The following is a 17484-nucleotide window of genomic DNA, read 5'->3' as shown; positions in this document are numbered from 1 at the left end:
CACTCCCGCTTATCTCTGCAAAGACAGTCTCTGCAAACAGCCAGTCGGTCCCGACATTACGCGGCATCGGCACCCGTTCGGTTGGTGAGGCAAGCCTTAGCCATACTCCGGGTATGGCGCTCACCTCTCCCGGCGGCGCGGGGGCGGGGTCGCCCGGGCGTCGCCGGTGATGACGAAACGCGGCTTGGGTGCCTCGTCGGTGTCACTTTCGGGCTTCTTCTCCCCCACGGCCCGGTTGAACCCCTCGGAGATCTCGTCGACGAGCTTCTCGTTGTGCCGCTCGTCCTTGCGCTGGATGCCCACGGCCACCCTCCTGCCGAAATCCGCTCCGCGACTTTCACCGCCTCAGTCACAATCTAGCCGTGAACGCCCCCGAAACGCTCCTGGTCGCCTGCAGCCGAGCCTGGCCACCGCCGGTCGTGGAACACCTGGGCGACTGGCGCCTGCGCTGGGCGGACGGCTTCACCGGCCGCGCGAACAGCGCTCTCGCCGTCGGCGACGCCGGCCGCCCGGTGCCGGAGGCGCTCGAGACGGTGTGTGACTTCGCCCACGATCGGGGGATCACCCCGATGGTGCAGGTGGTCCGTGACAGCCCGGCCGAGCGCGCTATCGCCGCCGAAGGCTGGGTGGAGGCGAAGGGACACCGCCGCGGCCACGAGGTCGTCGTGCTCACCAAGCGCCGCTTTCACGTGAAAGCGACGCCCCCAGGTGGGCGCTTTCACGTGAAAGCGACGCCCCCAGGTGGGCGCTTTCACGTGAAAGTGGCGGACGAGCCGGCGCCGGAGTGGTGGGCGCTCACGCTGGGCTCCGCCGAGGACAGCGCGGCCGCGCGGAGCGTCCTGACCGGCGGGAAGGTCGGCTACGGCGTCGCGACGGTCGACGGCGTCACCGCCGGTGCCGTCCGCGGTGCCGTCGTGGACGGCTGGCTGCACGTCGGCCGCCTGGAGGTCGCCCCCGCCTTCCGCCGCCAGGGGCTCGCGTCCGCGTTGATGGCCGCGGTGCACACCTGGGGCGCGGAACACGGGGCGGACCGCGCGGTGTTGGAAGTCGCGGAGGGCAATTCGGGCGCGCTCGCGCTCTACGCGGGGCTCGGCTACGCCCCGCACCACAGATACCGGTACTGGGTGCCCGCACCCGGCTCGTGCGAGGATTCGACGTCGTGAAGATCGTGGTAATGGTCGGCGGAGTGGGCGGGGCCCGCTTCCTGCTGGGTGTCAAGGCGGCTTTGGGCATGGCACCGGAAGGTGCCTCCGAGTCGGAGCACGAGGTGACGGCGCTGGTCAACACCGGCGACGACGTCTGGATGCACGGGCTGCGGATCTGTCCCGACCTGGACACCTGCATGTACACCCTCGGCGGCGGGATCGACCAGGAACGCGGCTGGGGCCACTCGGGCGAGAGCTGGGTCGTCAAGGAGGAGCTGGCGGCCTACGGCGCCGAGCCGACGTGGTTCGGCCTCGGCGACAAGGACATCGCCACCCACCTGATCCGGTCGCGGATGCTGCGCGCGGGCTACCCGCTGTCGGCGGTGACCGAGGCACTCTGCGACCGCTGGCAGCCCGGCGTCCGGCTGCTGCCGATGTCCGACGACCGCGTCGAGACGCACGTCGTGATCGACGACCCGGAGCAGGACGAGCAGCAGAAGGCCGTCCACTTCCAGGAGTGGTGGGTGCGCTACCGCGCCGAGCCGAAGGCGCACTCGATCGTCGCGGTCGGGGCCGACGAGGCCAAGCCCGCGCCGGGTGTGCTGGAAGCGATCAAGGACGCCGACGCGGTGCTGTTCGCGCCGTCGAACCCGGTCGTTTCGGTGGGCACTGTGCTGGGCGTGCCGGGGGTCCGGGACGCGCTGCGCAAAACGTCCGCCGGCGTCGTCGGGGTGTCGCCGATCATCGGCGGGAAGGCGCTGCGCGGGATGGCCGACGCGTGCCTGACCGCGATCGGCGTCGAGACGTCCGCGGAGGCGGTGGGCCGGCACTACGGCTCGCGCAAGGACGGCGGCGTGCTCGACGGCTGGCTGATCGCCGAGGGCGAGACGGCCGACGTTCCGGGCGTGACCGTCCGCGACGTCCCCCTGCTGATGTCCGATGTGGACGCGACCGCGGCGATGGTCCGTGCCGCCCTGGAACTGGCTGGAGCCCCTGTTGACTGACACCGGTGACCACGCCGCACTCAAGCTGGAGATCCTGCCCGTCACCGGGCTGCCGGAGTTCCGGCCGGGCGACGACCTGACCGGCGCGATCGTGGCCGCCGCGCCCTGGCTGCGCTCCGGCGACGTCCTGGTCGTGACCAGCAAGATCGTCTCGAAGGCCGAGGGCAGGCTCGTGCGCGTGCCGTCGGACCCCGAGGTCCGTGACGCCGAACGCCGCAAGCTCGTCGAGCAGGAGGCCGTGCGGGTCGTCGCGCGGATCGCGCGGACGGTGATCACCCAGAACCACCTCGGGATCGTCCAGGCCGCGTCCGGGATCGACGCGTCCAATGTGGCCGGTGACGAGGTCGCGCTGCTGCCCGCCGACCCGGACGCGTCCGCGCTGGCGCTGCGCAACGGCCTGCGGGAGCGGCTCGGCGTCGAGGTGGCGGTCCTGGTCACGGACACCATGGGCCGGGCCTGGCGGATCGGGCAGACCGACGCCGCGATCGGCGCGTCCGGGCTGCGCGTGCTGCACGCCTACCGCGGGCAGGTCGACGGGCAGGGCAACGAGCTGGCCGTCACCGAGGTCGCCGTCGCCGACGAGCTCGCCGCGGCCGCCGACCTGGTCAAGGGCAAGCTGGGCGGGACGCCGGTCGCGGTCGTCCGCGGGCTCGACATCTTCGACGACGGCTCGACGGCGCGTTCGCTCGTCCGGCCCCTCGAAGAGGACCTCTTCCGGCTCGGCACCGACGAAGCCATCGCCCAGGGCCGCCGGGAAGCCGTCCCGGCCCGGCGGTCCGTGCGGCAGTTCGCGGACGAGCCGGTGGACCCGGCCGCGCTGCGGCGCGCGGTGGGTTCCGCGTTGACCGCGCCCGCACCGCACCACACGCACCCCGTGCGGTTCGTCTGGCTGCGCGACGGCGCGACGCGCAAGCAGCTCCTCGACGCGATGCGCGAATCGTGGCGGGCCGACCTGTCCGGGGACGACTTCACCGAGGAACAGATCGCGAAGCGGCTCAGCCGCGGCGACATCCTGTACCGCGCGCCCGAAGTCGTCATCCCGTTCCTGGTGCCGGACGGCGCGCACACCTACCGCGACGACCGCCGCAACGACTGCGAGAAGACGATGTTCACCGTCGCCGCCGGGGCCGCGGTGCAGGGCCTGCTGGTCGCGCTGGCGGCCGAGGGCCTGGGTTCGTGCTGGATCGGGTCGACGATCTTCGCCGCGGACCTCGTGCGGGACGTCCTGGGCCTCGACGAACGCTGGCAGCCGCTGGGCTCGGTGGCGATCGGCGTGCCGCTTTCGGCCCCCGGACCGCGCGGGCCGGTCTCGCCCGGCGAAGGGCTGCTGGAGCTGTGAGCCTGCACGCGGACGCCGTCGCGACGCTTTCCGCGTGGCGGCCTGCCGGCGCGTCCCAGGAGTCGCTGCGGCAGGCGTTCCTCGGGTTTCTGGCCGCCCGTCCGGACAGTTGCCGGCGGTCGTGCGCGGCCGGGCACCTGACGGCGTCGGCGGTGGTTCTGGACCACACGGGCACGCGGGTGCTGCTCACGCTGCACCCGCGGGTCGGCCGGTGGCTGCAGCTCGGCGGGCACTGCGAGCCTTCCGACGTCTCACTGGCCAGGGCGGCGCTGCGGGAGGCGACCGAGGAGTCCGGCATCGCCGGGCTGCGGATCTCCGCCGAGCCGGTGCACCTGGACGTCCACCCGATCACGTGCTCGCTCGGGGTGCCGACCCGGCACTTCGACGTCCAGTTCGCGGTGCACGCCCCGCCGGGAGCTTCGCCGGTGCGCAGCGCCGAGTCCGACGACCTGCGGTGGTGGCCGGTCGACGCCCTTCCGGCCGGCTCCGAGGATCTGGCCGATCCGGTGAAAGCGGCCGTTCCTGTCGGTGCCGGGCACTAACCTGGAGCGCGGACAGGGAGGGACCACATGGCTACGCAGTTCCCCGAGCGGGTGCACATCCACACCAGCAGCGGCGGTGGCGACGGGGTGTTCGGCTACATCGTCGTCGGCCTGCTGATCCTGGCGATCATCGTGTTCGTCGTCGTGGTGGCGGTGCGGGTGTCGAAGATGCGCCGGGAAGAGGCGATGAAGAACAGCGGGCAGTTCCCGCCGCCGGGCTTCCCGCCGCAGCAGGGTTTCGCGCCGCCGCAGCAAGGATTCCCGGCGCAGCCGGGGTTCCCGGCGTCGCAGCAGGGGTTCCCGCAGCAGGGGTTCCCGCCGTCGCAGCCGATGCCGCAGCAACCCGGATATCCGCCGTCGCAGCCCATGCCGCAGCAGCAGTACACGCCGCAGGGCCCGTACCAGCAGCAGCCGCCGGGTCCGGGAGCGGGTCCGCAGAGCTGGTGATCATCCCCTTCGACAGCAGCTCGCCGGTCCCGCCGTTCGAGCAGGTCCGGTCCGGGCTCGCGACGCGGATCAACGACCGGAGCCTGGCCGTCGGCGCGAAGCTGCCCACGGTCCGGCAGCTCGCGGCCGACCTCGGCATCGCCCCGAACACGGTCGCGCGGGCGTACCGCGAGCTCGAGGAGGCGGGGCTGATCGAGACCCGCGGCCGCGCGGGAAGCTTCGTCGCCGCTTCCGGCGACCAGAGCCGCCGCCGCGCCCAGCAGGCCGCGGCCGAATATGCTGCGCTGACCCGCAAACTAGGCTTGGACGACACGGAAGCGCTGGCAATCGTCCGCGCCGCACTCGACGAGGGAACTGGCTGAATGCTCGGGGTGTCCGCGTTGATGCTGCTGATCGGGCTGGTGGTCATCGCCGGCATCGTCGGGGTGGTGCTGCTCATCGTGAACGCGAGCAAGCCGAAGCAGCCGCCGTACCCGGGCGTGACTCCCCCGGGCTCAAAGCCGTGAATGGCACATTGAGGGACTTGAAGTCCCTCAATGTGCCATTCACGGACTTTGCCCGTCCTCACATGGCGCGGTAGTCACGCAGCTCGATCCGCGGCCCGAACCGCGGGCGCGTGTGCCCGGCCGCCTCGAGGTAACGCACCGCTCGCTGCCGCTGCGGCGCGTACGGCACCAGCAGCTCGGCCATCCCCGCGTCGTCGAGTTTGGTGCCCAGCAAGGCGTTCCCGACCATCGACGGGATGTTGTAGTCACCGAAGCTCACCGCGTCCGGGTCACCCCAGGCGCGCTGGGCGATCTCCGCCGCCGTCCACACCCCGATGCCCGGGACCTGGCGCAACCAGTGACGTCCCGCGAGCCCGCCCAGCTCGACCGCGCGTTCCAGGTGGGGCGCGACGCGGGCCGCGTTGAGCAGGGCCGTCCGGCGCTTGATGTCGACGCCCGCGCGGTGCCAGTGCCAGTCCGGGAGCGACCGCAGCGCCGCCGGCGTCGGCGGCACCCGCAGCCGCTCGGGCGCCGGACCGGGCGGGCGGGAGCCGAACCGGCGGCACAGCTCCGCCCACGAACGGATTGCCTCCTTGCCCGCGACCTTCTGCTCCAGCACGGCGAGCACCAGCCAGTCCCACACCACCCCGGTCGCGCCGAGCCGCAGGCCGGGGTTCGCCCGCCGGGCCCGCGCGACGACGTCGTGGTGCGCGACGAATTCGGAGTCGTCGTCGTTCGCCCCCAGCAAGGCGGGCACGCCGGTGAGCAGGCGATCCTTGCCTTCGCCCCAGGCCGCCGCCTCGACGCGGCCGTCCGGCAGGCGGCGCAGCGCCAGCGTGCCGGGGCCGTCGGGCGTGTTGGACGCGAGCCAGGTGATGCCGCGCTCGTCGGTGAGGATGTTGAGCGACCCGCGGCCGCGCTTCAGCGGACCCAGGACCCGGCCCAGGTCGACTTCGAACGCGGGGCGCCAGTACATCGGCTAAGCGTCGCTCGAGAAGCGGATGGAACCGTCGGGCAGCACGACGTCCGGCCAGACGCGGGCGCCTTCGAGGAGTTCGCAGCCGGCCCCGACGGACACGCCGTCGCCCAGCACCACGCCGCGCAGCACCGCGCCGGCGCCGACGCGCGCGCCGTGCCCGAGCACCGAGCGCTCGACCACCGCGCCCTCCGACACGGCGGCGCCGTCGAACAGCACCGAGCCGTCGATCTTCGCGCGCGAGCCGACCACGGCCGCGACGCCGATCGTCGAACCGCCCGACAGCTGGGCGTCCTCGGCCACGGACGCGCCATCGAGCACCAGGAACTCACCGGGACGGCCGGGCAGCGCCGACGTCGGCGCCACGCCGCGCACCAGGTCGGCGGAGCCGCGCACGAACGCTTCCGGCGTGCCGACGTCCAGCCAGTAGGAGGCATCGACGAACCCCTGGATGTGCGCGCCCTGCTCCAGCAGCCGCGGGAACGTCTCCCGCTCGACCGACACACGGCGTCCCGTCGGGATGGCCTCGATCACCGGGCGGCGGAAGACGTAGCAGCCTGCGTTGATCTGGTCGGTCGGCGGGTTCGGCGTCTTCTCGAGGAACGCCTGAACGCGCCCGGTCTCGTCGGTGGGCACCGACCCGAACCGGCTCGGGTCCGGCACGCGCTGCAGGTGGAGCGTGACGTCGGCGCCCGACTCGCGATGCACCCGCAGCTGCTCGCCCAGGTCCGCGCCCGACAGGATGTCGCCGTTGAAGACGATCACCTGCTCGGCGCGCAGCTTGTCGTACACGTTCCGGATGGCGCCGGCGGTGTCGAGCGGCTCCTCCTCGACGACGTACTCGAGGTCTAGGCCGATCGACTTGCCGTCGCCGAAGTACTCCTCGAACACCTCCGCCCGGTAGCTCGTGCCCAGCACGACGTGCCGGATCCCGGCCTCGCGGATGCGGGAGAACAGGTGGCTCAGGTACGGCGTCCCGGCTGTCGGGAGCATCGGTTTCGGCGCCGAAAGGGTGAGCGGGCGCAGCCGGGTGCCCTTGCCCCCGACCAGCACGACGGCGTCGACATCGACCTCGGACGTCACGGAAATCTCCTCTTTTATCACGCACCGCTGAGCGACAAGCCATGGGAAACCCTGACGGAGGTCGCCTCGAGGGCCTACCCTAGACAGGAAACAGGCGGGCCTTTCCCCAGAGGGCCCCGGGTCAGTCGGGAGGCCGAGGGGATGGACCCCCGCGATCGGGCGGACGCCCTGCTCGCACGAGCCCAGGCGCGCGGTGTGTTCGTAGTGACACCCGACAGCGCGACGTCACCGATGGACTCGTCCAACACCCAGCAGATCCCGCGCGCGCAGATCGACGGGCTGGACCGCAGCAGTGATCCCGACACGACGACGCAGCTGCCGGCGTCGCTGATCGAGGAGAACGACCACCCGCTGGCCGGCGCGGCGCCGACGCGGCGGCTGGAGGTGCCGGGCGGCCGCCGCCCGCAGCAGACGACACCGCTGAGCACGCCAGGGCCGGCGACGCAGGTGACAGCCCCGCTGTCCCGCCGTCCCCAGGCCGAGCCCATCACGAGCCCCCTGAAGGAGCCCGATCCGGAGGACACCGGCCTGGTGCCGACGGTGACGCAGAACAACGGCAAGTCCGACCTTTCGCGCCGGCTCGACGGGATCTAGCGGGTCTCCAGCTTCAGGCGCAGCGCGAGGCCGAGCTTCACGGCGGCCAGCACGGGTTTCCACGCGAGGCCCTGGTGGCGGTCGGCGAGGTAGCGGTAGGCGCTGGCGTGGTGGGCCGCGAGCATCTTCTTCGACGCCTGCGACGTCGAGTGGCCGCCGAGGTGCATCACGCCGGCCGAGGGCACGTAGACGTTCTGCCAGCCCGCCCGGCCCAGCCGGTCGCCGAGGTCGACGTCCTCGAAGTACATGAAGTATCGCGAGTCGAAGCCGCCGACCGAGTCGAAGGCCTCCCGGCGCAGCAGCAGGCACGAGCCGGACAGCCACTCCGCGACGCGCTCGACCGGCGTGCCGCTCTCCTGGCGGTACTGCCGGGTCCACGGGTTGCCGGGCCAGACCTTGCCGAACGCGGCGTGGCCGATGCCGCGGCCGAAGGAGGGCAGCAGCCGCGCCGACGGGTAGACAGCACCGTCGAGCTCGTGGATGAGCGGCCCGAAGGCACCCCCGCGCGGCCACCGCTTCGCGGCGTCGAGCAGCGCGTCGATCGACCCCGGCTCCCATTCGAGGTCGGGGTTGGCGATGACGACCCAGCCGCAGGAGTCGTCGAGCTCGGCGACACCGCGGTTGCAGCCGGTCCCGTAGCCGACGTTCTCCCCGATGCTGAGCAGGTGCACGTTCTCGCGCTTCGCGGCCTTCTCGGGCGCGCCATCGGTGGAGACGGTGTCCGCGACGACCACCCGGACATCGCGGTCAGTGGCCTTCTCGAGGGTGTCGAGGAACCGCTCGAGGGTGTCGCCGGAGAAGTACGTCACGGTGACGACGCCGATCTGGTCGCCGTAGCGGGGATGCTCAGTCACCCGGCCATTGTCCACTCATCACCGAGCGCAACCCCGCCACCCCGCGGCCCGTGACGGAAGGGCCGCCACGCGTGATCAGGAAGCCGACACGCGTGATCAGAGGGTCGACACACCGAGGCACCGCCGTGTCGACCCTCTAATCACGCGAGTTGACCGTCTGGTCACGGGTCAGCGGGTGCGGAGGTGGCGGGACCAGGCCTTGGCGTACGCCTCCCGGTGCCGCTCCGCGGTCGTCGCCCAGGAGAAGTCCTTCGCGCGCTGCTGGGCCGCCGTTGCCAGCTCGGCCCGCCGCGATGGGTCCGCCAGCAGCTCCGAAATCGCCGCCGCCACGTCGCCCGCGCCCACTCCGCAGTACGCCACCGCGTCGCCGCCCACCTCCGGCAGCGACAGCCTGCGCGTCGTCAGCACGCACGCGCCGCACGCCATCGCCTCCAGGACCGGCAGTCCGAAACCCTCGCCCAACGACGGGTAGGCCACGAGCGAAGCGCCGCCGAGGAACCCCGCCAGCGTCCCGAACGGCAGGTACCCCGCCCGGATCACGCGCAGCCGGTGCGGAACCGCGTCCAGGGCCCGCTCGACCTGCGTGTCCCAGCCCGGCTGGCCGGCCAGCACCAACGCCGGCGCGTCACGCTGCCCCGCCACCGCGCGGGCGAACCCCCGGATCAGCGCCGGCACGTTCTTGCGGGGCTCCAGCGCGCCCAGGAAAGCCACGTACGGTGTCCTCCCCAGGCCGACGGCCTCGCGGGCCGCCTCGACCTCGGCTGGGGACGGTGGGTGGAAACGCTCGCTGTCGACGCCGTGGTGAATGACTTCCAGCGAAGCGTGCCGCACCGGGGCGACCCGGGTCAGCTCCGCGGCCGTCGCCGCCGAAGGGACCACGCACACTGTCGCTCGCCGGAGGGCCGTCGCCGTCCACGCGCGGAAGAAGCGGGCCTTCACCGACGAATGCAGGACGGCGTCGGTGAAGAACGTCGCGTCGTGCAGTGTGACCACCGAGGCCGCCGACGTCGCCAGGGGCATCGTGTAGTGCGGCGAGTGGACGACGTCCGCGCCGAGCCGGCGCGCCAGCCGTGGCAGCGTCGCCTGTTCCCAGGTCAGCCGGGCGGTGCGGGTGGTCGTCGTCGGCGACGCGGGCACGACGCGGGAGTGCGGCGCCAGCCGGTCGTAGAGGCCCAGGTCCCGTGGCTGGCAGACGACGGTGATCCGGGCCCCGTCCGCGTCGAGGGCGGCGACGAGCGAATCCACGTACCGGCCGACGCCGCCGCGGTCCGCGGGAACCGCGGTCGCGTCGATCAGCACCCGGGGGTCATCGCTCACCCCTGCAGGGTACGGCGGCGACCCTGCGTCATGGTGGGGAACTGGCAAACCAGGCTCAGTCGTGCGCGCGCCGGTGGATCGCCCACACGGCCTCCGCGGCGCGGCGCCACGTGAAGGCCCGGGCCCGCTCCCGGCCCGCCTTGACCAGCTCCGCCGCCCTCATGGGCGAACCGAGCACCTCACGCAGCGCGGAAGCCAGCGCCGCGGCGTCCCCCCGCGGCACCATGACACCGGCCCCGCCCGCGACCTCGGCCAGCGCCGGGACGTCGGTGTGCACGACCGGCACCCCCGCCGCCATCGCCTCCAGCAGGCCCAGCCCGAACCCCTCGGCGAGGCTCGGCACCGCCAGCACCCTCGCCCGGCGCAACGCGGTCGCCAGCTCGGCGTCCGTCACCTTCCCCAGCACCCGCAGCCGGTCCGCGGGCAGGCCGCGCTCGGCCGCCAGCGCGACCGGGTCGACGCCGCCCCAGCCCGGCTGCCCGGCCAGCACGAGCACCGTGCCTTCCAGTGCCACCACCGCGTCGATCAGTACGTCGATCCCCTTGCGCGGCTCGATCGTCCCGACCGCCAGCACGTACTCCCCGGGCAGGTCCAGTTCGGCCGATCCGGTGGGAACGCGCACGCCGTGCGGCACCACGCGCACCGGGACGTCGACGTCGATCAGCACCGCCAGCTCGTCGGCGACCGCGCGCGTCGGCACGACCAGCCCGGACGCGCGGCGCGCGGCCCGCGCGATCATCGACCGGTGCCAGCTCACCCCGCGCGCGGTCAGCGTCTCGGGGTGGGTCCACGGCACGGTGTCGTGCACGGTCACGCTCAGCGTCCGCCCGGCCGGGGCGCGCGGCGGCGCGAACGGCGTCGGCGCGTGCACCGCATCGCCGCCCGGCCACCAGCGCAGGCCCAGCTGCCAGGCGGCGACCAGCGCCCGCGGCGGGATCCGCAGCACCCGGGGGCCCTCGACACCGTCCAGCCGGGCCGCGCTGACGTCGGCGTGCCGCGCGACGGCGCTGGACACCGTCCAGCCCGGCGGCGCGGACTTCGCGAGGGAGGGGAGCAGTTCGGCCGTGTAGCGCCCGGTGCCACCGGGCACGGGCGCGAGGAGTTGCTCGGCAAGCACGACCAGTTCGGGCACGCGGCTATTGTGCGGGACGTGACCGCGAATCCCGCCACCACGGTGGTAGTCGTGACCTGGCGGGGTGCCGGCCAGGTCACGGCCTGTCTCGACGCGCTCGCCGCGCAGACGCGTCCACATCGGACGCTCGTGGTGGACAACGCCTCCGACGACGGCACCGCCGCCCTGCTCGCGGCCCATCCTTCGCACCCGCAAGTAATCCGCCTGGCCCGCAACACCGGCTACGCGGGCGCCCTCGCGGTCGCCCTCGAAAAGGTCCAGACCCCGCTGATGGCGTGGCTGAACGACGATGCCGAACCGTCACCGGATTGGCTTGCGACACTGGAAGACGCCCTCGAAAAGGCACCGCTGGCCGCCGCCTCGACCTCGCTGCTCGCGCGGCCCGACGGCACTACTCAGTCCGCCGGCGTGCGGCTGACGGCCGACGGCCACGGCGCCGACGTCACCGAGCCCACCGGCGAGGTGTTCGGCTTCTGCGGCGGCGCGGCCCTGCTCCGCGTCGAAGCCCTGCGTGACGTCGGCGGCGTCCCGGCTCAATTTTTCTGTTATTACGAAGACACCGACACGGCTTGGCGGCTGCGGCTGGCCGGGTGGGACGTCGTCGCGGCGCCCGGCGCCCGCGTCCGGCACGCCCACGGCGTCAGCAGCGAACTGGGTTCGGCGCTGTTCCACCACTGGAACGAGCGCAACCGCCTGCTCATGCTGCTGCGCTGCGCACCGCTCGACGTCGCAGTGAAGCAGTTGGCAAGGTTCGCCGTGCTGACCGCGGTGCTGCCACTGCGGCCGAGCCGTCCGGACGCGGCGAACTTCCGGCTCGGCCTGCGCTGCCGGGTGCTGGCCGAAGTGGCCGCACGGCTACCTGCGACGTTGCTCGCCCGCCGCGTGATCACCCGTCGCGCGGCACTCGGCCGAGGCGCGGTCTGGGAAGCATGGGCGGGCCTTTAAGCTTGCGGCACCCGACGAAGGAGCAGGCTTTGGCGCAGGGGGAACCGCAACCGCTCGTCTCGGTGATCGTGGTCAACTACCGCGGCGCCGACGACACGATCACCTGCCTGCGCGCGCTCGCCGAGCACGACTACCCCGAGCTCGAGCTGATCTGCGTCGACAACTCCGACGAGGCCGCGCGCCTCCGCGAAGCCGTCCCCCAGGCCCGCGTGATCGAGGCCGGGCGCAACCTCGGGTTCGCCGGTGGCTGCAACCTCGGCGCGAAGCACGCGAAGGGCACGGTCCTCGGCTTCCTCAACAACGACGCCCGCCCGGCGCCGGGCTGGGTCTCCACCGCGGTCGCCGAGCTGCGCGGGCAACCCCGCGTCGCCGCCGTGGCGAGCAAGGTCCTCGACTGGGACGGCACCGGCACCGACTTCGTCGACGGCGGCCTGACCTGGTTCGGCATGGGCTACAAGCGCCACGCGGGCTTGCCCCTCGAAGACGTCCCGGCCGCCGAGCACGAGGTCGCGAAGGACGTCCTGTTCGGCACCGGCTCGGCGATGTTCGTCCGGGAAAGCGTGTTCGCCGAGCTGGGCGGCTTCGACGAACGGTTCTTCATGTTCTACGAGGACGTCGACCTCGGCTGGCGGCTCAACCTCCGCGGCTGGCGCGTCCGGTACCTCCCCGAGTCGGTGGCCTTCCACCGCCACCACGGCACGATGGCGGCGGTCGACGCGCCGGAGACCGGCCGCGAGACGTTCCTCCTGGAGCGCAACGCCCTGGCGGCGCTGTACAAGAACCTTTCCGACGAGACCCTGGCCCGCGCGCTGCCCGCGGCACTCGCCCTGGCCGTGCGCCGCGCCACCGCCCGCGGCGAGCTGGACGCCACCCAGCTGGACCTCGAACAGGGCGTCGGCCCGATCGAGTCCGGCGACGTCGCGATCCCCCGGAGCACGCTCGCCGGGATCCTCGCCATCGACCAGTTCGTCGAGCAGCTGCCGTCGCTGGCCGGATCCCGCGCGGTCGAGCAGGCCGCCCGCGTCCGGACCGACGCCGACCTGCTTCCCTTGCTGCGCAAGGCGTTGGAGCCGGCCTACCCGCTCCCCCGCTACCTCGCCGCGCACGACATCCTCGTCGAGGCGTTCGGCATCGAGAAGGCCTTCGGGCAGCGCCGGAAGATCCTCGTGCTCACCGGCGACGCGCTCACCGAGCGGATGGCGGGCCCGGCGATCCGCGCCTGGAACATCGCCCTCGCGCTGGCCGCCGAACACGACGTCCACCTCGTCACCACCAACCCCCTCGCCACGCCACCGCCGTCGCCGTTCCGCGTCAGCGCGGGCAAGCACCGCGAGCTGGAGGCGCCGGTCGCCTGGGCCGACATCGTCGTCCTGCAGGGCCACGTGCTCGAACTGGCGCCGTCGCTGAAGAAGGAGCACCGCGGCAAGATCGTCGTCGCCGACCTCTACGACCCGATGCACCTCGAGCTGCTGGAGCAGGGCAAGGGCGTCGCCGACGACAAGCGCGCGGCCGACCTCGCCGGCGTCACCCGCGTCTTGGACGCCCAGCTCGAACGCGGCGACTTCTTCCTCTGCGCGTCCGAGCGGCAGCGCCACTTCTGGCTCGGCCACCTGGCCGCGATGGGCCGGCTTTCCCCGCGCCTCTACGACGCCGACCCGACGACCCAGTCGCTGCTCGCGGTCGTCCCCTTCGGCCTGCCCCCGGAGCCGCCGGTGCGCACCGGGCCGGGCCTGCGGTCGTCGCTGGGCATCGGCGGCACCGACCACGTCGTGCTCTGGGCGGGCGGGGTGTACAGCTGGTTCGACCCGTTGACGCTGGTCCGCGCGATCGACCGGCTGCGCCGCAACCGCGGGGACGTCCGGCTCGTGTTCCTCGGTATGAAGCACCCGAACCCCGAGGTCGCCGAGATGGACATCGGCGCGCGGACGATCCGGCTGGCGGACTCACTGGGCCTGACCGGCAAGCACGTCTACTTCAACGAGCAGTGGGTGCCCTACCACGAGCGCCAGAACTGGCTGCTCGACGCGAACTGCGGCGTCACGACGCACTACGAGCACGTCGAGACGACGTTCGCGTTCCGCACCCGCGTCCTCGACTACCTGTGGGCCGGGCTGCCGATCGTCACCACCGACGGCGACGCCTTCGCCGACCTGGTCCGGGCCGAGCGGCTCGGTGTCGTCGTCCCGGCCGAAGACGACGTGGCTTTGGCCGACGCGCTCGAGAAGGCGTTGTACGACGAGGAGTTCGCCGCGGGCTGCGTCGAGCGGATCGCCGTCGTCGCGCAGCAGTTCGCGTGGCCGGAGGCGCTGAAGCCGCTGGTCGAGTTCTGCCGCGACCCGCGACCGGCGGCCGACCGGCTGCCCGGGTCGGCTGACCTGGTGAGGACGCCGGCCGTGCGCGGCCGGGAGCTGCTGCGGCGGGACGTCGACCTGGTCCGCGAGTACCTCGCGGCGGGCGGGCCCGGCGAGCTGGCGCGGCGCGTCGGCGGCCGGACGCTCAAGGTCGCGAAGCAACGGCTCCGCCGTGGCTAGGTCCCTGCGCGTTCTCCTCGACGGCACCCCGCTCCTCGGCGCGCGCACCGGGATCGGCCGGTACACGGCCGCACTGAGCGAAGAGCTGGTCTCGATCCCCGAAGTGGACACGCGCGCGGTGGCGTTCACGCTGCGCGGGTGGCGGCGGCTGCGGCATGTGCTCCCGTACGGCGCGCAGGCCCGCGGCATACCGGTCGCGGCGCGGCTGCTGCGGATGGCGTGGGTGCGCTCGGACTTCCCGCCGGTGGAGCTGTTCGCCGGCCCGACCGACGTCGTGCACGGCACGAACTTCGTGCTGCCAGGGCGGTTCCGCGCCGCCGGCGTCCAGACGATCCACGACCTGGCCTTTTTCGACAATCCCGAGGAGCTGTCGCCGAGCGACCGCGACCTGCCGGAGCTGGTGCGCCGCGGCGCGCGCCGCGCGGACGTCATCTGCACGCCGACGTCCGCGGTGGCCGACGCGGTGGCGACCCGGCTGGACGTCGACCGCGACAAGATCGTCGTGACGCCGCTGGGCGTGAACCCGGCGTGGTTCACCGCGCGCCCGCCGGACGACGAGCGGCGGGCGCGGCTCGGACTGCCGGCTCGCTACTTGCTGTTCGCCGGGGCAGCCGGGCCGCGGAAGGGCCTGAACTGGCTGGCCCGCGCCCACGAGGCCGCGCCGGATCTGCCGGACCTGGTGTTCGCGGGGCCGGGCCCGTTCCCCCGGGGAGCCCGGCGGTTCCAGACCGGTTATTTGTCCGATGTGGACCTGCGCACGGTCGTGGCCGGCGCGTCGGCGCTGGTGCTGCCCTCGCGCGACGAGGGTTTCGGGCTGCCGGTGCTGGAGGCGATGGCCTCGGACGTCCCGGTGGTCTGCACGGACATCCCGGCCCTGCGCGAGGTGGCGGGCGAGTGCGCGAGCCTGGTCCCGTACGGCGACGTGGACGGCCTGGCGGAGGCGCTGCGCACGGCGGTGACGGACCCGCACGCGGTCGCGACGTCGGCTTCGCGACGGGCCCACGCGGCGAACTTCACGTGGCGCACGTGCGCGGAGCTCACGGTCGGCGCCTACCGCCTCGCCTCCGGCCGCCACTGACCGCTGGTCCAAGTCCGTGAATGGCACATTGAGGGACTTGAAGTCCCTCAATGTGCCATTCACGGACTTTCGGGAACTACTCGGCGGCGAAGTAGGCAGCCAGGGCCTCGTCCCACGGGCGTAGCGGGGTCAGGCCGGCTTCGCACCACGAAGCCGGGGACAGCACCGAGTACGCCGGACGCGCGGCCGGGCGGGGGAACTCCGCCGTCGTGCACGGCTTGACCCTCGCCGGGTCCGCGCCCAGGTGGGTGAAGATCGCGCGCGCGAAGCCGCACCAGGTCACCGAACCCGTGTTCGTGCAGTGCAGGACCCGCCGGGCCGGCCCGTCGCCCGCGGCCACGCGGGAAGCCAGATCCATGAGCCCGGAGGCCAAATCAAAAGTCCATGTAGGACCGCCGACCTGATCGTCCACAACGGACAGCATCTCCCGCGACGACTCCAAGCGGGCGATCGTCTTCACGAAGTTCGCCCCCGACTTGCCGTACAGCCACGAGGTCCGCACCACCCACGACGACGCGCCGGACCCGAGCACCGCGTCCTCGCCGGCCGCCTTCGTGCGGCCGTACGCCGAACGCGGTCCCAGCTCGTCGGAAGGCTCGTACGGCCGGAAGGCGTCGCCCGGGAAGACGTAGTCCGTCGACACGTGGATCAGCGGCACCCGCCGGGCCGCGCACGCCGCCGCGAGCACGCGCGGTCCGTCGGCGTTGACCGCGAACGCGCGTTCCTCGTCGGTTTCCGCCGCGTCGACCGCCGTGTACGCCGCCGCGTTGATCACCACCGGCGCCGAACCCGTCTCGCGTGCCCGGTCGGCCAAGGCGCCGACCGACGCCAGCACCTGACCCGTCAAGGTGACGTCCAGTCCGGCCGAACCCGGAGCCACCACGTCCACCGAAGGGGACGCCAGCGCAGCGAGGTCCCGGCCGAGCTGCCCGGAACCCCCGGGCACGAGCACCGTCAGCCGCACAGGCACTTCCTCTACTTCTTGAGCGCGGCCCGCCCTGCCAGCGGCTCCCACCACGCGCGATTGTCCGTGTACCAGGCCACTGTCGCGGCCAGACCGTCCTCGAAGGACACGCGCGGAGCGTACCCCAGCTCCTCGGTGATCTTGGTGATGTCCACCGAGTACCGGCGGTCGTGACCCTTGCGGTCCTCGACCGGTTCGACGCTGTCCCAGCCCGCGCCGACCGCCTCGAGCAGCTTCTCCGTCAGCTCGCGGTTGGTGAGCTCGGTGCCGCCGCCGATGTTGTAGATCTCGCCGGGGCGGCCCGACTCGGCGACCAGCTGGATGCCGTGGCAGTGGTCGTCCACGTGCAGCCAGTCACGGACGTTGAGCCCGTCGCCGTAGAGCGGCACCTTCCGCCCGTCGAGCAGGTTGGTGACGAACAGCGGGATGACCTTTTCCGGGAACTGGTACGGACCGTAGTTGTTGGAGCACCGCGTGACGCACACCGGCAGCCCGTGGGTGCGGAAGAACGAGCGCGCCACCAGGTCGGACGACGCCTTCGACGCCGAGTACGGCGAGTTCGGCTCCAGCACGTGGTCTTCCGTCCACGATCCGTGCTCGATCGAGCCGTACACCTCGTCGGTGGACACGTGCACGACCTTGCCGACACCGGCTTCCAGGGCCGCCTGCAGCAGGTTCTGCGTGCCGAGCACGTTCGTCAGCACGAAGTCGGCGGCGCCGAGGATCGAGCGGTCCACATGCGACTCGGCGGCGAAGTGCACGACCAGGTCCACGCCGCGCATCACGTCGGCGACCAGCGCGGTGTCGCAGATGTCGCCGCGGACGAACTCGAGCCGCGGGTCGGCGGCGACCGGAGCCAGGTTGGCTTCGTTGCCCGCGTAGGTGAGTTTGTCCAGCACGACCACGTCGGCGTCATCCAGCGCCGGGTACGCGCCGGTCAGCACCTGCCGGACGTAGTGCGACCCGATGAAGCCCGCACCACCGGTGACCAGCACCCGCATAATCCCGCCTTTCCTCACGCCCCGGGCGGGGCCGTTCGCCCCCCAGC

19 protein-coding genes are annotated in these 17484 nt (G+C 72.7%); 11 read left to right on the top strand and 8 right to left on the bottom strand.

Features of this window, described 5'->3' with window-relative positions; translation table 11 throughout:
- Positions 1 to 120: 120 nt before the first annotated feature.
- Positions 121 to 303, bottom strand: a complete 183-nt coding sequence (locus tag A3CE_RS0128605; RefSeq protein ID WP_020643531.1) for a hypothetical protein — start codon at positions 301 to 303, stop codon at positions 121 to 123.
- 59 nt (positions 304 to 362) lie between these two features.
- Here A3CE_RS0128605 and A3CE_RS0128600 point away from each other — a divergent pair, with 59 nt between their 5' ends.
- Genes A3CE_RS0128600 through A3CE_RS56750 form a run of 7 tightly spaced genes read left to right on the top strand, consistent with a single transcriptional unit; the run spans position 363 to position 4983 of the window.
- Complete coding sequence (locus A3CE_RS0128600; protein ID WP_020643530.1) at positions 363 to 1163, top strand: GNAT family N-acetyltransferase; 801 nt, start codon at positions 363 to 365, stop codon at positions 1161 to 1163.
- On the top strand, positions 1160 to 2149 hold the full coding sequence (gene cofD, locus A3CE_RS0128595; RefSeq protein WP_020643529.1) for a 2-phospho-L-lactate transferase: 990 nt from the start codon (positions 1160 to 1162) through the stop codon (positions 2147 to 2149). The genes A3CE_RS0128600 and cofD overlap by 4 nt, the downstream gene beginning before the upstream one ends.
- Entirely contained in the window at positions 2142 to 3488 is a 1347-nt protein-coding gene (locus A3CE_RS0128590; RefSeq protein WP_026468959.1) for a coenzyme F420-0:L-glutamate ligase, read from the top strand. The genes cofD and A3CE_RS0128590 overlap by 8 nt, the downstream gene beginning before the upstream one ends.
- Positions 3485 to 4030 carry an NUDIX hydrolase gene (locus tag A3CE_RS0128585; protein WP_020643527.1) on the top strand — a complete coding sequence of 182 codons (546 nt, stop codon included), beginning with the start codon at positions 3485 to 3487 and terminating at the stop codon, positions 4028 to 4030. Before A3CE_RS0128590 ends, A3CE_RS0128585 begins: the two co-directional genes overlap by 4 nt.
- Before the next feature lie 27 nt (positions 4031 to 4057).
- Positions 4058 to 4477 carry a hypothetical protein gene (locus tag A3CE_RS0128580; protein ID WP_020643526.1) on the top strand — a complete coding sequence of 140 codons (420 nt, stop codon included), beginning with the start codon at positions 4058 to 4060 and terminating at the stop codon, positions 4475 to 4477.
- Positions 4474 to 4839 carry a GntR family transcriptional regulator gene (locus A3CE_RS0128575; RefSeq protein ID WP_020643525.1) on the top strand — a complete coding sequence of 122 codons (366 nt, stop codon included), beginning with the start codon at positions 4474 to 4476 and terminating at the stop codon, positions 4837 to 4839. Before A3CE_RS0128580 ends, A3CE_RS0128575 begins: the two co-directional genes overlap by 4 nt.
- On the top strand, positions 4840 to 4983 hold the full coding sequence (locus tag A3CE_RS56750) for a hypothetical protein (protein WP_020643524.1): 144 nt from the start codon (positions 4840 to 4842) through the stop codon (positions 4981 to 4983).
- 58 nt (positions 4984 to 5041) lie between these two features.
- Here A3CE_RS56750 and A3CE_RS0128565 read toward each other — a convergent pair whose 3' ends face one another.
- On the bottom strand, positions 5042 to 5938 hold the full coding sequence (locus A3CE_RS0128565; RefSeq protein WP_020643523.1) for a DNA-3-methyladenine glycosylase family protein: 897 nt from the start codon (positions 5936 to 5938) through the stop codon (positions 5042 to 5044).
- Between the two features lie 3 nt (positions 5939 to 5941).
- Complete coding sequence (gene manB, locus A3CE_RS0128560; protein WP_020643522.1) at positions 5942 to 7021, bottom strand: mannose-1-phosphate guanylyltransferase; 1080 nt, start codon at positions 7019 to 7021, stop codon at positions 5942 to 5944.
- A 141-nt stretch (positions 7022 to 7162) separates the two neighbouring features.
- Here manB and A3CE_RS0128555 point away from each other — a divergent pair, with 141 nt between their 5' ends.
- Positions 7163 to 7615, top strand: coding sequence for a hypothetical protein (locus A3CE_RS0128555; protein ID WP_020643521.1), 453 nt, complete (start codon positions 7163 to 7165; stop codon positions 7613 to 7615).
- Here the strand turns inward: A3CE_RS0128555 and A3CE_RS0128550 are convergent.
- The 3 genes from A3CE_RS0128550 to A3CE_RS0128540 all read right to left on the bottom strand — a co-directional run bounded on the left by A3CE_RS0128550 (position 7612) and on the right by A3CE_RS0128540 (position 10918).
- Complete coding sequence (locus tag A3CE_RS0128550; RefSeq protein ID WP_020643520.1) at positions 7612 to 8469, bottom strand: glycosyltransferase family 2 protein; 858 nt, start codon at positions 8467 to 8469, stop codon at positions 7612 to 7614. The two genes, A3CE_RS0128555 and A3CE_RS0128550, sit on opposite strands and share 4 nt — an antisense overlap.
- A 168-nt stretch (positions 8470 to 8637) precedes the next feature.
- The gene (locus tag A3CE_RS0128545) at positions 8638 to 9768 is read right to left on the bottom strand and encodes a glycosyltransferase family 4 protein (protein ID WP_020643519.1); all 1131 of its coding nucleotides are present in this window, start codon (positions 9766 to 9768) and stop codon (positions 8638 to 8640) included.
- Positions 9769 to 9841: 73 nt separating this feature from the next.
- Positions 9842 to 10918 carry a glycosyltransferase family 4 protein gene (locus A3CE_RS0128540; RefSeq protein WP_020643518.1) on the bottom strand — a complete coding sequence of 359 codons (1077 nt, stop codon included), beginning with the start codon at positions 10916 to 10918 and terminating at the stop codon, positions 9842 to 9844.
- 9 nt (positions 10919 to 10927) lie between these two features.
- On the opposite strand from A3CE_RS0128540, the gene A3CE_RS0128535 reads away from it, so the two are divergent.
- Genes A3CE_RS0128535 through A3CE_RS0128525 form a run of 3 tightly spaced genes read left to right on the top strand, consistent with a single transcriptional unit; the run spans position 10928 to position 15472 of the window.
- Positions 10928 to 11863 (top strand): glycosyltransferase family 2 protein, encoded by a 936-nt coding sequence (locus A3CE_RS0128535; RefSeq protein WP_169524021.1) that lies wholly within the window; start codon positions 10928 to 10930, stop codon positions 11861 to 11863.
- A 29-nt stretch (positions 11864 to 11892) separates the two neighbouring features.
- Positions 11893 to 14394: a glycosyltransferase gene (locus A3CE_RS0128530; protein ID WP_020643516.1), complete on the top strand. Its 2502-nt coding sequence runs from the start codon at positions 11893 to 11895 to the stop codon at positions 14392 to 14394.
- Positions 14387 to 15472, top strand: coding sequence for a glycosyltransferase family 4 protein (locus A3CE_RS0128525; protein WP_020643515.1), 1086 nt, complete (start codon positions 14387 to 14389; stop codon positions 15470 to 15472). The genes A3CE_RS0128530 and A3CE_RS0128525 overlap by 8 nt, the downstream gene beginning before the upstream one ends.
- 76 nt (positions 15473 to 15548) lie before the next feature.
- Here A3CE_RS0128525 and rfbD read toward each other — a convergent pair whose 3' ends face one another.
- Positions 15549 to 16442, bottom strand: a complete 894-nt coding sequence (gene rfbD / locus A3CE_RS0128520; RefSeq protein WP_043791115.1) for a dTDP-4-dehydrorhamnose reductase — start codon at positions 16440 to 16442, stop codon at positions 15549 to 15551.
- A gap of 5 nt (positions 16443 to 16447) precedes the next feature.
- Positions 16448 to 17437: a dTDP-glucose 4,6-dehydratase gene (rfbB, locus tag A3CE_RS0128515; RefSeq protein WP_020643513.1), complete on the bottom strand. Its 990-nt coding sequence runs from the start codon at positions 17435 to 17437 to the stop codon at positions 16448 to 16450.
- Positions 17438 to 17484: the final 47 nt, after the last annotated feature.

Source organism: Amycolatopsis balhimycina FH 1894 (assembly GCF_000384295.1).
GTDB classification, from domain to species: Bacteria; Actinomycetota; Actinomycetes; order Mycobacteriales; family Pseudonocardiaceae; genus Amycolatopsis; species Amycolatopsis balhimycina.
Note: the sequence above shows the minus strand (reverse complement) of the source record. Positions and strands in the feature narration are given on the sequence as shown.